This window comes from Streptomyces sp. NPDC057307 (assembly GCF_042667665.1).
Classification (GTDB): Bacteria; Actinomycetota; Actinomycetes; order Streptomycetales; family Streptomycetaceae; genus Streptomyces.
In genome coordinates this window covers 1-13,156 of record NZ_JBHUZM010000183.1, presented here as the reverse complement: position 1 = coordinate 13,156, position 13,156 = coordinate 1, and the positions used below count along the sequence as shown (strand labels likewise).

The following is a 13,156-nucleotide window of genomic DNA, read 5'->3' as shown; positions in this document are numbered from 1 at the left end:
GAGACAGGCCCTGGACCCCGTGCGGCCTTCGGTCGTGCCCTCAGACGCCGGGCGGGCTGGGCGTGGCCGTCAGTAGCCGTGACGTGTGCCGCCGTCGACGGGGAGCATCAGGCCCGTCAGATAGGACGCCGCCGGCGAGAGCATGAACGCCGCCGTGCGGCCGAACTCCTCCGGTGTGCCGTAGCGGCGCAGCGGGATGCGGGACTCGTGCGACGCACGGGCCGCCGACGGGTCGGCGGACAGCGCGTCCAGCTCGCGGACGCGATCGGTGTCTATTCGGGCCGGTAGCAGCCCGACCACGCGGACACCGCGCGGACCGACCTCGTCGGCGAGTGACTTCGCGAAACCCGCCAGGCCCGGCCGCAGGCCGTTGGAGATCGTGAGGCCGCGGATCGGTTCGTAGACCGAGCCGGACAGGACGAGGCCGATGACCCCGCCGTCGCCCAGCTCCGCCGCCGCCGTACGCGCCAGCCGTACCGCGCCCAGGAAGACCGAGTCGAACGCCGACCGCCACTGCTCGTCCGTCGTGTCCAGCGCCAGTCCCGGCGGTGGGCCGCCGACGCTGATCAGGATCCCGTCGAAGCCGCCGAACCGCTCCCGTGCCACGGCGAGCAGACGCTCCGCGACACCGGGATCGGCGTTGTCCGCGGCGACGCCGAACGCGTTCGGACCGATCGAGTCCGCCGCCTCGGTGACGGACTTCTCGTCGCGCCCGGTGACCACCACCTTCGCGCCGTCCGCCGCCAGCGCCTCGGCGGACGCGCGCCCCAGCCCCCGGGACGCGCCGGTGACGACGTAGACACGGTCCTTCAGCCCAAGATCCATGGCCCCTATCCTGCCTCCTCGTCCGCCGCCAGGGCGAGGGCCGTCCCCACGAGACCGATATGACTGAACGCCTGCGGGAAGTTGCCCAGTTGCCGGCCGATCGCCGGGTCGTACTCCTCGGCGAGCAGACCGACGTCGCTGCGCAGGGCGAGAAGCCGCTCGAAGAGTTCCGTCGCCTCCTTCCTGCGGCCCGTCATCAGCAGGGCGTCCGCCAGCCAGAACGAGCAGACGAGAAACGTTCCTTCCCCGCCCGGCAGTCCGTCGACCGCCGTCCCCTCCGTGCTGTAGCGGCGGACCAGGCCCTCCGGGCCCAGCTCCGCCCGTACCGCGTCGACCGTGCCCACGACCCGCGGATCGTCCGGCGGCAGAAAGCCGTAGCGGGGGATCAGGAGCGTCGCCGCGTCCAGTTCCTCGGAGCCGTACGCCTGCGTGAAGGTGTTACGGACCGGGTCGTAGCCCTTCTCGCACACCTCCCGGTGCACCTCGTCGCGCATCGTGCGCCACCGGTTCACATCGCCGCGCAGCGACGGATCGGCCTCCAGCGTCTTCACCGCGCGGTCGGCGGCGACCCACGCCATCACCTTGGAGTGCGTGAAGTGCCGCCGGGGCCCGCGCACCTCCCACAGCCCCTCGTCCGGCTCGCGCCACTTCGACTCCAGGAAGCCCAGCAGGGCGAGCTGGAGGTCCCAGGCGTGCGGCTGACCGGTGACGCCGAGGCCCCGTGCCACATGCAGGGAGTCGATGACCTCGCCGTACACGTCGAGCTGGAGCTGTTCGACCGCCTCGTTCCCGATCCGGACCGGGCTCGCGCCCGCGTAACCGCTCAGCCATGGCAACTCCGTCTCGGGGAGCCGCCGTTCGCCGCCGACGCCGTACATGATCTGGAGGTCGGAGGGGTCCCCGGCGACCGCGCGCAGCAGCCAGTCGCGCCAGGACTCGGCCTCGTCGACGTAGCCCGCGGAGAGCAGGGCGCCGAGGACGAGGGCGGAGTCGCGCAGCCAGCAGTAGCGGTAGTCCCAGTTCCGTACGCCGCCGAGTTCCTCGGGGAGCGAGGTCGTGGGGGCCGCCACGATGCCGCCGGTCGGGGCGTAGGTGAGCGCCTTCAGGGTGAGCAGGGAGCGCAGGACCGCCTCGCGGTGCGGCCCCTTGTACGTACAGAGCGCCGCCCACTCCTCCCAGTCCGCCTTGCTGTGCTCCAGCGCGTCGAACGGGTCGATCAGGTCGGGGCGCTTCAGGTGCGACGGGTGCCAGGTGAGGACGAACGCGACCTGCTCCCCGGCGCCGACGGTGAACGACGAGCAGGTGCTGAACTCCTGCCCCCATGTCTTCACCGACGGCTTCTCGTTCGGGGGCGGTTCACCGCCGACGGGCCGCGCCCGCGAGACGCTCCGCAGCCAGACCGAGTCGGGCCCGGCGACGGCGACGCGCTGGCCGTCGGTCCTGCGCACCCACGGCACGATCGAGCCGTAGTCGAAGCGCAGCCGCAGGGTGGCGTTCATCTCCACCGAGCCGCTGACGCCCTCCACGATCCGTACGACGTCCGGTGCGATGTCGCGCTGCGGCATGAAGTCGGTGACCTTCACCGTGCCGCCCCTGGTCTCCCAGAGAGTCTCCAGCACCAGCGAATCGCCCACGTACCGGCGGCCGGTGGCGCGGCTCGCGCCCCGGGGCGCGAGCAACCAGTGGCCGTTCTCCTTGTTGCCCAGCAGGGACGCGAAGCAGGCGGCCGAGTCGAAGCGTGGCAGGCACAACCAGTCGATGGAACCGTTCAGTCCGACGAGAGCCGCGGTCTGCAAGTCGCCGATGAGGGCGTAGTCCTCGATGCGTTGGGTCACTTCTGCCCTGTTCCCGCAGGACAGGCGCGTTATGCGGCCGCGGTCTCGCGCTCGGGGGCGCCCCGGGCGGCGGTCGCCGCGCGGTCGCGGGTTTCGCGCCGTACGAGAATGATCCAGCCGACGGGCACGCCGGCGGTGAACAGCCACCACTGCACGGCGTACGCCATGTGCGCGCCGATGGAGCTGGAGTCGGGCTTCGGGATCTGCTCCGGGCTGCCGCCGGGCGCCGCGGGGGAGGTCTGTTCGATGTAGCCGCCGAGGACGGTGCGGCCCAGAGAGCGGGCCTGCCGCTCACTGTTGATCAGCATGACCTGGCGGTCCGGGAGGTCGCTCAGTTCCTTGATGCCGCTGGTGGCCGTCGTCTCGTCGGCCTTGAGACGGCCGACGACGGTGACCTCGCCCTTCGGCGCCGCCGGGATGTCGGGGAAGGACCGCTGGTCGTCCCCGAAGGGGATCCAGCCCCGGTTGACGAGGACCGCGCGGCCGTCGTCGAGGACGAGCGGGGTCAGGACGTGGAAGCCGACGGTCTCGTCGACGTTGGTCCGGCGGCGTACGACGACCTCGTGCGCCGTGTCGTACCTGCCGGTGGCCTCGACCTGCCGCCAGAAGTCGGCGCGCGGCACGGTGTGGCCGGGGGAGGTCAGCTCGGTGACCGGGACCGGCTTCGCCTTGAGGTTGTTCGCGATCAGGGCGTTCTGCGCCACCCGGTGTTCGTGCCGGTGCAGCTGCCAGAAGCCCAGTTCGATCATCACGGGGATGAGGACGAGGGCGAGCAGGGTGAGGATCACCCACTGCCGCGACAGGAGGAAGCGGTACACGCCTTCGACGGTACCCGGCGGGCCGGGCGCCCTCGGCAGCGGGTCCGCCCCGCCCGGTCGGCGCCCGCCCACCCTCTCCGGACCTCACACCCGGTCGACGATGCCCACCTTCCCCTCCGCGCGGGCGCAGTGGGCACCGCAGAACCACTGTCCGTCGACCTCGACACCCTGGCCGATGATCTGGACCCGGCAGTGTTCACAGACGGGCGCCATGCGGTGGATGGCGCAGGAGAAGCAGTCGAAGACATGCACCGCTCCCTGCGCGTGCACCTCGAAGGACATGCCGTACTCGTTTCCGCAGACTTCGCAACGTGCCATGCGCCACAGGTTGGGACGCGGCGCGGCGCTGTGCGAGCGGGTGGCGGGCGAGTCGCGGCGCAATCACCCGTCCGACGGGCGCACCGACGCGGGCCGGGCCACGGGGGAAGGCGCCACGTCGCGCAGCAGATGCGTGAACGCCGCCTCGTCGACGACCGGTGTGCCGTACTCCGCCGCCTTCACCGTCTTCGACGTCGCCGACCCCGGATCGTTCGTCACGAGCAGGCTCGTCTTCCGCGAGACGCTGGTGGCGACATGCAGCCCCGCCTCGACGGCCCGGTCCTCCAGCAGCTCGCGGTCGACCGACGTGTCACCCGAGAAGGCCACCCGCATCCCCTGCGCGAGGGGTTTGTCGCTCTCGTACCGCCCGGGATTCGGATACGGGCAGGCCGGCAGCCGGCGCGACGGCCGCCAGGTCCCCGGACGGTGCGTCGGCTGATGGCCGATCAGCGGCGTCACCGGGCTGTCCGACCACTCCGTGAGCGGCCGGCATTCGAGCAGCGGCAGCCGCACCCCGTCGCGCGCCGCCGCGTGCAGGCTCGGCCGGAACGCCTCCGCGAGGACCCGCGCGTCGTCCAGCGCGTGGTGCGCGCGCTGCTGGGTGACGCCGAAGTGCTCGGCGAGCGTGGCCAACTTGTGGTTGGGCAGGGGCAGTCGGAGCTCCCTGGCGAGCGCGATGGTGCACAGCCGCTGACGCGTGGGCACGGTCGCCCGCGCACGCGCGTACTCCCGCGAGATCATCGACCAGTCGAAGGCCGCGTTGTGCGCGACGAGCACCCGGTCCGCGAGCCGCTCCGAGAACTCGTGCGCCACCTCCCGGAACAGCGGCGCGCCCGCCAGCACGGCGGTCGTCAGACCGTGGATCCAGACCGGGCCGGGGTCCCGCTCGGGGTTGACCAGCGTGTACCAGTGGTCCTCGACGTCGCCCCGCGCGTCCAGCCGGTACACCGCCGCGGACACTATCCGGTCGTCGCGGGCGAGTCCGGTGGTCTCCACGTCGACGACCGCGTATCCCTGGGGGTACGCGGCCGGCCACATCGCTGAAGTCGCAGGGTCGTCGAGCATGGTCACAGAGAATACGGGCCGCGACTGACAGTCCGTGACGCGCCTCTGACCGGCCGTCGGGCCGCCCGCGTGGCAAAGGCGCTGACGGATCGTCCGGAACACGCCCCCAGGAGCGTCGCGAAACCTCCGTCGCCGACCGGACCCCCGGCCTCGGCCGAGGCCGCGGCGGGCTCTGCCGGGACCTTGCCGGGCTGCCGGCCCGCGCCAGGACCGCTCCGGTCGGCGGGAATCAGGTCGTCCTGCCGACCGGCCGCTGACGGAATGTCTTACATACTTGTCAGTAACAACATCTAGCGGGGGCCGTGCACCCGGCCCTACCGTGCTGACATGCCGCCGAACCTGCCCGATGTCGTGCTGTGGTCGATTCCCGCGTTCGTCCTGCTCACCCTTGTCGAGGTGGTGAGTTGCCGACTCCACCCCGACGAGGACGCCGCCGGGTACTCGGGCAAGGACACCGCCACCAGCCTCTCCATGGGCCTCGGCAGCCTCGGCTTCGACCTCCTGTGGAAGATCCCCGTCGTCGCCGTCTACACGGCGGCGTACGAGCTGACGCCCCTGCGCGTCCCCGTGCTGTGGTGGACGATCCCGCTGATGCTGCTCGCGCAGGACTTCTTCTACTACTGGTCCCACCGCGGCCACCACGTCGTACGCATCCTGTGGGCCTGCCACGTGGTGCACCACTCCAGCCGCAAGTTCAACCTCAGCACCGCGCTGCGCCAGCCCTGGACCTCGCTCACCGTCTGGCCCTTCTACCTCCCGTTCATCCTCCTCGGCGCCCATCCCGCGGCCCTCGCCTTCTGCTCGTCGGCGAACCTCGTCTACCAGTTCTGGGTGCACACCGAGCGGATCGACAAGCTGCCGCGCCCCTTCGAGTACGTCCTGAACACGCCCTCCCACCACCGGGTCCACCACGCCTCCCAAGGCGGCTACCTGGACCGTAACTTCGGTGGGATCCTGATCGTCTGGGACCGCCTCTTCCGCTCCTTCGCGGCGGAGACCGAGCGGCCCGTCTTCGGGCTCACGAAGAACATAGAGAGCTACAACCCGCTGCGGGTCGCCACCCACGAGTACGCCGCCATCGCACGCGACGTACGGGCGGCCCGCGACTGGCGCGAGAAGGCGGGCCGGGTCTTCCGGGGCCCCGGCTGGCAGCCCGAGTGAACGGCCGCCACGCCCTCCGGGCGGCCCTCCTGGCCGCCTTCGCGCTCGCCGCCGTCGGCGAACTGGTGAGCGTCGCCCTCGACGCGCGGACCGGTCAACTCCTCGCCAAACCCCTGCTGATGCCGCTGCTCGCCGCGTACGTGGCCGTCCGGGGCGGCCCACGGCCGCTCGTCGCCGCGCTGCTCCTCGGCTGGGGCGGTGACGTGTTCCTGCTCTCGTCGGCCGACGGGGCGTTCCTCGCGGGCATGGGGTGCTTCGCCGCCGGACACGTCTGCTACCTCGTCCTGTTCGCCCACCGCCGCACCCGCCCGGACCTGGCGGTCGGATACGGCCTCGTGCTCGTCGTGACGCTCGCCCTGCTGTGGTCCGACCTCCCGGCCGAACTCCGCGTCCCCGTCGCCGTGTACAGCCTGCTGCTGGCCGCCATGGCCTACCGGGCGAGCGGCCTCGGCCCGCTCGCGGGCGCGGGCGGCGCGCTCTTCCTGCTCTCCGACACGCTCATCGCCACCGGCGTCGCCGACCGGCCGCAGCCGCCGGCCGCCGATCTGTGGATCATGCTCACGTACCTCGCGGCGCAGATCCTGCTCACGGCCGGGATCCTGAAGGCCACCACCGTCCCCCGGCCCGGTACCCGCGCCGAGGCCCGCCCCGCCCGTACATGACTGAGCGGGCCGCCCGGTCGGACGGCCCGCTCACCCATTCACCCACTCACGCGTCCACCGCTACCGGCGGACGGCGTCCAGGGCGTCGATCGTGCCGGCTCCGTAGAAGCCGTTCTTCTGCTTGCCGCCCTCGCACACCGCGTCGACGGTGCCGTCACCGTCGATGTCGTACGGGTTGGTGCACGACGTCGCGTCGGCCTGGACGTTCAGCAACGTCTTGACCAGCCACGGCGAGGCGTACGGGTGGGTCGACTTGATCAGCGCCGCGACACCCGCCGCGTGCGGGGACGCCATCGACGTGCCGCCCTTGTAGCCGAAGCCACCACCGGGCAGCGTGCTCAGGATCAGACCGTTGACGGCGGGCGCCTCCGGCGTCTGGTACGCCGTCAGGTCACCGCCGGGAGCGGCGACGTCGACGACCCCGAGACCGTAGTTGGAGTACGACGCCTTCAGGTTCTTCGCACCGGTCGCGGAGACCGTGACGACACCCGACACCTGCGACGGGATGTCCAGGCACTCGTCCGGGTCGATCACACGGTCACCCGGAGTGGTGTCGTTCGGGCTGGAGCCGTCGGTGAGTTCGTCGGCGGCCAGATCCATGTCCGAGTTGCCGGCGGCGGCGACATTCACGATGCCCTTGCCCTCGGCGTACCGGGTGGCCCGCGTGACGGCGTCGGCCAGAGCCTTCTGGTCCGGGTCGTCCTCGCAGTTGAACAGCCACGGGTCGGTGTAATAGCTGTTGTTCGTCACGTCGACGCCGTGCTCCGCGGCCCAGACGAAGCCGCAGACGACCGCCTCGGTGTAGAAGAAGCCGTCGGGCTGCGACACCTTGATGCCGGAGACCTTCACGCCCGGAGCGACACCGGTGACACCGGTACCGTTCTTGGCCGCGGCGATCGTGCCCGCGACGTGCGTGCCGTGGTCACTCTCCCCGGGGCCGGGACGCCAGGCACCGTCCGCCGTGTCGGGCGTACCGCCCACACAGCTGACCGAGGCGCGGCGGTCGAAGTTCGGCGCGAGGTCGGGGTGGGTGTCGTCGACACCCGTGTCGATCACGCCGACCGTGACCTTGCTGCTGCCGAGCGACTTCTTGTGCGCCTTGTCGGCCTTGATGGCCGGCAGGTCCCACTGAAGCGGCTCAAGCGCGTCCTGGTCGTCGGACGCCTTCGCCGTGGCGGCCTTCGCCTCCTTGGCGGACAGCGGCTGTTCGGCGTCGATGTCCGTGGTGGTCTGGGCCGCCATCGGCTTCGTGCGGGTGGCGCCCGCCGAAGCCACGCCCCGGACCTTGCGGATTGTCTTGCCGAACTCCGGGTTCTGCGAGTGGACGACGATGACACCTATCTGGTCATAGGCGATCGTGATCGTCCCGCCGGCCTTGGCGATGGCCTTCTTCACCGACTTGACGGTGGAGTGCCCGCCGTTGGTGTTCACGACGTACGACAGCTTCGGGCCGTCCGCCGAGACGGCGGCCGGAACGTCGACCGGCGCCGCCGAGGCGGACCCGGCCGGCAGGAAGCCGAGCGAGGCGATGAGCGCCAGACCGACAGGCAGGACCAGTCCGCGCCGCCGTCTGGATCTCAGATGAGCCATGGGTTCTCCACATCATCCGTGAGGCCGCCCCTGCGCACGCTGCGCATGGACGGGTACATGACGAGCGAAGCTATCGCTGATCATCCCTGCTCATCAATGATTTCGGTCAGAAAAGCGCTGGTGTTGAACCACTTCGGCGTGCTCTCCGTGCCGTTGTCAGGGGGTGGAGCAGCATCACCCCCTGTGACTACCTCCCCGAGCACCCCTACCGCACCCGCGTCACGAGGAGATTCCGTGGCTACCGATGGACCGCCGCCGCCCAAGGGCGATTCGGATCCCAGCATGCCCGCCCAGCCCACGACAGCACAGTTCGTCGAGGTCCAGGAGAGCGCCGAATTCGGCGAACTACGCCGTACGTACCGCTCCTTCGCCTTCCCCCTGACCGTCGCCTTCATCGCCTGGTACCTGCTCTACGTCCTGCTGTCCAACTACGCCGGCGGCTTCATGGGCACCAAGCTCTTCGGCAACATCAACGTCGCCTTCGTCTTCGGCCTCGGTCAGTTCGTCACCACCTTCCTCATCGCTTGGTTCTACGCGAAGTTCGCATCGCAGAAGCTCGACCCCAAGGGCGCGGCGATCAAGTCCCGTATGGAGGCCGACCTGTGAGCCCGACCCTTCAGCCGATCGAGGCGGCCGGAATCCAGCTGGCCGCCAACACCGACGCCAGCGAGCACCGGCCGCTGATCATCACGCTCTTCGCGCTGTTCGTCGTCGCGACCCTCGTCATCACCGTGTGGGCCGGCCGGCAGACCAAGAGCGCCGCCGACTTCTACGCGGGCGGGCGGCAGTTCACCGCCTTCCAGAACGGACTCGCGGTCTCCGGCGACTACATGTCCGCCGCTTCCTTCCTCGGTATCGCGGGCGCCATCGCCCTGTTCGGATACGACGGTTTCCTCTACTCCATCGGCTTCCTCGTCGCCTGGCTCGTCGCGCTGCTGCTGGTCGCCGAACCGCTGCGCAACTCCGGCCGCTACACCATGGGCGACGTCCTCGCCTACCGGATGCGCCAGCGCCCCGTCCGTACGGCGGCGGGCGCCTCCACCATCGTCGTCTCGATCTTCTACCTGCTCGCCCAGATGGCCGGCGCGGGTGTGCTCGTCTCGCTGCTGCTCGGCATCACCAGCGACGCGGGCAAGGTCCTGATCGTCGCCCTGGTCGGCATCCTGATGATCGTGTACGTGACCATCGGCGGCATGAAGGGCACCACCTGGGTCCAGATGGTCAAGGCCGTCCTGCTCATCGCGGGCACCCTGCTCATCACCTTCCTGGTGCTGCTGAAGTTCAACTTCAACGTCTCCGACCTGCTCGGCACCGCCGCCTCCAACAGCGGCAAGGGCTCGGCCTTCCTGGAGCCGGGACTCAAGTACGGCCTCACGGAGACCTCGAAGCTCGACTTCATCTCCCTGGGCATCGCGCTCGTCCTCGGCACCGCCGGTCTGCCGCACATCCTGATCCGCTTCTACACGGTGCCCACGGCCAAGGCGGCCCGTAAGTCCGTCAACTGGGCCATCGGCATCATCGGCGGCTTCTACCTGATGACCATCGCCCTGGGCTTCGGCGCCGCGGCGCTGCTCACCCCGGAGGAGATCACCAGTTCCAACGCGGCGGGCAACACGGCGGCGCCACTGCTCGCCATGGAGATCGGCGGCGGCGGGGACTCCACCGGCGGCGCCATCCTGCTCGCCGTCATCTCCGCGGTCGCCTTCGCCACCATCCTCGCGGTCGTGGCCGGTCTGACCCTGGCGTCCTCGTCGTCGTTCGCGCACGACATCTACGCCAACGTCATCCGCCGGGGCAAGGCCACCGAGAAGGAGGAGGTCCGCGCGGCGCGCTACGCGACCGTCGCCATCGGCGTCGTCTCCATCGCCCTCGGCGCCCTCGCCCGCGACCTGAACGTCGCCGGCCTGGTGGCCCTCGCCTTCGCGGTCGCCGCATCCGCCAACCTGCCGACGCTCCTCTACAGCCTCTTCTGGAAGAGGTTCACGACGGCGGGCGCGCTCTGGTCGATCTACGGCGGTCTCGCCTCGTCCGTCCTGCTGGTGCTGTTCTCACCGGTCGTCTCCAGCAAGCCCAGCTCGATGTTCCCGGGCGTGGACTTCGCCTTCTTCCCGCTGGAGAACCCCGGTCTGATCTCCATCCCGCTGGGCTTCCTGCTCGGCTGGCTGGGATCGCTCCTCTCCAAGGAGGAGCCGGACGTCAAGAAGTACGCGGAGCTGGAGGTCAAGTCGCTCACCGGCACCGGAGCGCACTGATCGTTCTCCACCGAAGCGAGAGCCTTTGGCGTGGCCGCGTCGTAGAGTCCTACGACGCGGCCACGCCGCTCCTCGTGGCAAACGGCCCCCGTCGTTGTCACAGGACTGCCGTAGGCTCGAAAGACCGGACGCGCCGCGCACCACGGCGGCCACCGTCCACACGTACGGCCAGAGGGACCAGGCGCACCACGAGGGAAGGGGGCTCACAGTGCTCATCGACACCTACGGCCGGGTAGCCACCGATCTGCGGGTCTCGCTCACCGACAAGTGCAATCTCCGGTGTACGTACTGCATGCCGGAAGAGGGCCTCCAATGGCTCGCGAAGCCCGATCTCCTCTCCGACGACGAGATCGTCAGACTCGTACGGATCGCCGTGACCCGGCTGGGCGTCCGCGACGTCCGCTTCACCGGCGGTGAACCGCTGCTGCGGCCCGGACTCGTCGGGATCGTCGAGCGGTGCGCGGCCCTCACCCCCCGCCCCAAGATGTCGCTGACGACCAACGGCATAGGGCTGAAGCGCACCGCCGCCGCCCTCAAGGCCGCCGGCCTCAACCGCGTCAATGTCTCCCTCGACACCCTGCGCCGTGATGTCTTCAAGACCCTGACCAGGCGCGACCGCCACCAGGACGTGCTCGACGGCCTGGCCGCCGCGCGCGAGGCCGGACTGACCCCGGTCAAGGTGAACACCGTGCTGATGCCGGGGCTCAACGGCGACGAGGCTCCCGAACTGCTCGCGTGGGCCGTCGGACACGGCTACGAGCTGCGCTTCATCGAGCAGATGCCCCTCGACGCCCAGCACGGCTGGAAGCGTGACGGGATGATCACCGCCGGTGACATCCTCCAGTCGCTCAGCACCCGCTTCACGCTCACCGAGGAGGGCGGCGGGGAGCGCGGATCCGCCCCGGCCGAGCGCTGGATCGTGGACGGCGGACCGCACCGGGTCGGCGTCATCGCCTCCGTCACCCGCCCGTTCTGCTCGGCCTGCGACCGCACCAGGCTCACCGCCGACGGTCAGGTGCGCAACTGCCTGTTCGCCCGCGAGGAGACCGACCTGCGCGCGGCCCTGCGCTCGGACGCCACGGACGACGACGTGGCGACGGTGTGGAAGCTGGCGATGTGGGGCAAGAAGGCGGGCTCCGGCCTGGACGACCCGACGTTCCTCCAGCCCGACCGGCCCATGTCAGCCATCGGCGGCTGAGCGCTCCCGCTCCCACTCGGCCAGGGTGACCACGTCCTTGAGGAAACCGCGGACACCGAGGAACGACGACAGGTGTTCGCGGTGCTCGTCGCAGGCCAGCCAGGTCTTACGGCGCTCGGGTGTGTGCAGCTTGGGGTTGTTCCACGCCAGCACCCATACGGCGGCGGCGCGGCAGCCCTTGGCCGAACAGACGGGTCCGTCGGGACCGGAAGCGGCGCCGGGAAAATCGAAGAGGTCCACGGCCTCAAGCCTAGGGCGTGACCGGGGTGCGACCGTCAACCGGTGACCTTTGGGACGCAGGCCCCGATTCCGGGAGAAAACACCCGAAAAAAGGCGACGCCGAGCAGCCACGGGGGGAGCTGCCCGGCGTCGGTCCGTCGCTCCGACGGGGGATGCGGAGCGCCTACAAAGTATGTCACGGGTAATGGGGTCAGGTGCACCGGAACTTCATGATTGATCTGAGCTTTTCTTGAGCTTGGAGGCCGCCCGGCTCAGGCCCGCTCGCGCGGGGGAGCGGGGTGTTCGTAATTCGCGGACCGTGCGGCGGATTCCGCTCCGCCCGCCGCGGGGGCCGGAGCGATCATCGGCCGGGCCTCCGGGGTGAGATACGTCGAGGGCAGCGAACGGGCCTTCTCCCGGCCCCCGTTGGCGAACACGACGGCCACGTAGGGCAGCAGGATGCCCAGCACGAGACCGGCAATCGCCACATAACGCTCAACATTCCACAGAACCACGGCCAGGATGATCCCGAGCGTGCGCACCAGCATGGAGATGACATAGCGCCGCTGTCTGCCGCGCACGTCCTCGTCGAGCCCCCGCCTCGCTCCCGAGATCTGGAAGACCTCGGCGCTGCGCTGCTTCCGCATCACGACCCACCACCCGATTCCCTCGCCGGCCGTTCCCCGTGCCGGACCCGCACAACGGTACGCCCGCCGTGCGCCGCCTACGAGAGTGGGGACCGCTCGACGGCGGCGCACCGTGCCCCCGCCCGGCCACGTACGGCCCTGTTCGACATGCGACGTATGCCGGACACACCGAGACTGACCGCACATGCGCAGAGCGCGCCGCACGAGGAGGCGACCATGAGCTGGCTGTGGGCAATCATCGTGGGTCTGGTGCTGGGCCTGATCGCCAAGGCGATCATCCCCGGCAAACAGCGGATCCCGCTGTGGCTGACGACCGTCTTCGGCATCCTGGGCAGCATCCTCGGCAACGCGGCCGCGGGCTGGTTCGGAGTCGAGGACACCAAGGGCATCGACTGGACACGTCATGTGCTCCAGCTGATCGGCGCCATCCTCGTCGTGGGAGTGGGCGACATGCTCTGGTCGTCGATCCGGGGCGGCAGGAGACGGACGCAGAGCCGATAGACCCCGCAGAGCGGGCAGAGCGGGCGGACAGCGGTACGGCCCGGTACGCGACACGCGTACCGGGC

14 protein-coding genes are annotated in these 13,156 nt (G+C 70.2%); 6 read left to right on the top strand and 8 right to left on the bottom strand.

The features are described from left to right. Positions 1 to 69: 69 nt before the first annotated feature. The 5 genes from ACFUN8_RS34275 to ACFUN8_RS34255 form a co-directional block, all read right to left on the bottom strand. Positions 70 to 825 (bottom strand): SDR family oxidoreductase, encoded by a 756-nt coding sequence (locus ACFUN8_RS34275; protein ID WP_383646484.1) that lies wholly within the window; start codon positions 823 to 825, stop codon positions 70 to 72. 5 nt (positions 826 to 830) lie between these two features. Beyond that, complete coding sequence (locus tag ACFUN8_RS34270; protein WP_383646481.1) at positions 831 to 2,660, bottom strand: glycoside hydrolase family 15 protein; 1,830 nt, start codon at positions 2,658 to 2,660, stop codon at positions 831 to 833. 29 nt (positions 2,661 to 2,689) lie between these two features. Beyond that, a complete protein-coding gene (locus ACFUN8_RS34265) occupies positions 2,690 to 3,478 on the bottom strand; it encodes an SURF1 family protein (RefSeq protein ID WP_383646478.1) in 789 nt (262 codons plus the stop codon). A gap of 84 nt (positions 3,479 to 3,562) precedes the next feature. After that, entirely contained in the window at positions 3,563 to 3,796 is a 234-nt protein-coding gene (locus ACFUN8_RS34260; protein WP_354606005.1) for a hypothetical protein, read from the bottom strand. Between the two features lie 63 nt (positions 3,797 to 3,859). Further along, on the bottom strand, positions 3,860 to 4,867 hold the full coding sequence (locus ACFUN8_RS34255; RefSeq protein ID WP_383646474.1) for a DEDDh family exonuclease: 1,008 nt from the start codon (positions 4,865 to 4,867) through the stop codon (positions 3,860 to 3,862). Positions 4,868 to 5,188: 321 nt separating this feature from the next. Here ACFUN8_RS34255 and ACFUN8_RS34250 point away from each other — a divergent pair, with 321 nt between their 5' ends. Together ACFUN8_RS34250 and ACFUN8_RS34245 are read left to right on the top strand one after the other, a co-directional pair. Beyond that, positions 5,189 to 6,022, top strand: coding sequence for a sterol desaturase family protein (locus tag ACFUN8_RS34250; RefSeq protein ID WP_383646471.1), 834 nt, complete (start codon positions 5,189 to 5,191; stop codon positions 6,020 to 6,022). Continuing rightward, on the top strand, positions 6,019 to 6,684 hold the full coding sequence (locus tag ACFUN8_RS34245) for a lysoplasmalogenase (RefSeq protein ID WP_383646468.1): 666 nt from the start codon (positions 6,019 to 6,021) through the stop codon (positions 6,682 to 6,684). The genes ACFUN8_RS34250 and ACFUN8_RS34245 overlap by 4 nt, the downstream gene beginning before the upstream one ends. A 60-nt stretch (positions 6,685 to 6,744) precedes the next feature. Here ACFUN8_RS34245 and ACFUN8_RS34240 read toward each other — a convergent pair whose 3' ends face one another. Further along, a complete protein-coding gene (locus tag ACFUN8_RS34240) occupies positions 6,745 to 8,274 on the bottom strand; it encodes a S8 family serine peptidase (RefSeq protein ID WP_383646465.1) in 1,530 nt (509 codons plus the stop codon). Positions 8,275 to 8,508: 234 nt separating this feature from the next. Between ACFUN8_RS34240 and ACFUN8_RS34235 the strand changes: the two genes are divergently transcribed. From ACFUN8_RS34235 to moaA, 3 genes are all read left to right on the top strand, one after another. Further along, a complete protein-coding gene (locus tag ACFUN8_RS34235; protein ID WP_383646462.1) occupies positions 8,509 to 8,880 on the top strand; it encodes a DUF485 domain-containing protein in 372 nt (123 codons plus the stop codon). Beyond that, positions 8,877 to 10,526: a cation acetate symporter gene (locus tag ACFUN8_RS34230; RefSeq protein WP_383646460.1), complete on the top strand. Its 1,650-nt coding sequence runs from the start codon at positions 8,877 to 8,879 to the stop codon at positions 10,524 to 10,526. Before ACFUN8_RS34235 ends, ACFUN8_RS34230 begins: the two co-directional genes overlap by 4 nt. 208 nt (positions 10,527 to 10,734) lie before the next feature. Beyond that, on the top strand, positions 10,735 to 11,724 hold the full coding sequence (gene moaA, locus ACFUN8_RS34225) for a GTP 3',8-cyclase MoaA (RefSeq protein ID WP_383646457.1): 990 nt from the start codon (positions 10,735 to 10,737) through the stop codon (positions 11,722 to 11,724). On the opposite strand, the gene ACFUN8_RS34220 is transcribed toward moaA, so the two are convergent. Further along, a complete protein-coding gene (locus tag ACFUN8_RS34220) occupies positions 11,707 to 11,964 on the bottom strand; it encodes a hypothetical protein (RefSeq protein ID WP_354606012.1) in 258 nt (85 codons plus the stop codon). The two genes, moaA and ACFUN8_RS34220, sit on opposite strands and share 18 nt — an antisense overlap. A 251-nt stretch (positions 11,965 to 12,215) precedes the next feature. Beyond that, a complete protein-coding gene (locus ACFUN8_RS34215) occupies positions 12,216 to 12,590 on the bottom strand; it encodes a DUF3099 domain-containing protein (RefSeq protein WP_383646453.1) in 375 nt (124 codons plus the stop codon). 216 nt (positions 12,591 to 12,806) lie between these two features. On the opposite strand from ACFUN8_RS34215, the gene ACFUN8_RS34210 reads away from it, so the two are divergent. Then, entirely contained in the window at positions 12,807 to 13,091 is a 285-nt protein-coding gene (locus tag ACFUN8_RS34210) for a GlsB/YeaQ/YmgE family stress response membrane protein (protein ID WP_383646450.1), read from the top strand. The last annotated feature ends 65 nt before the right edge of the window (positions 13,092 to 13,156 follow it).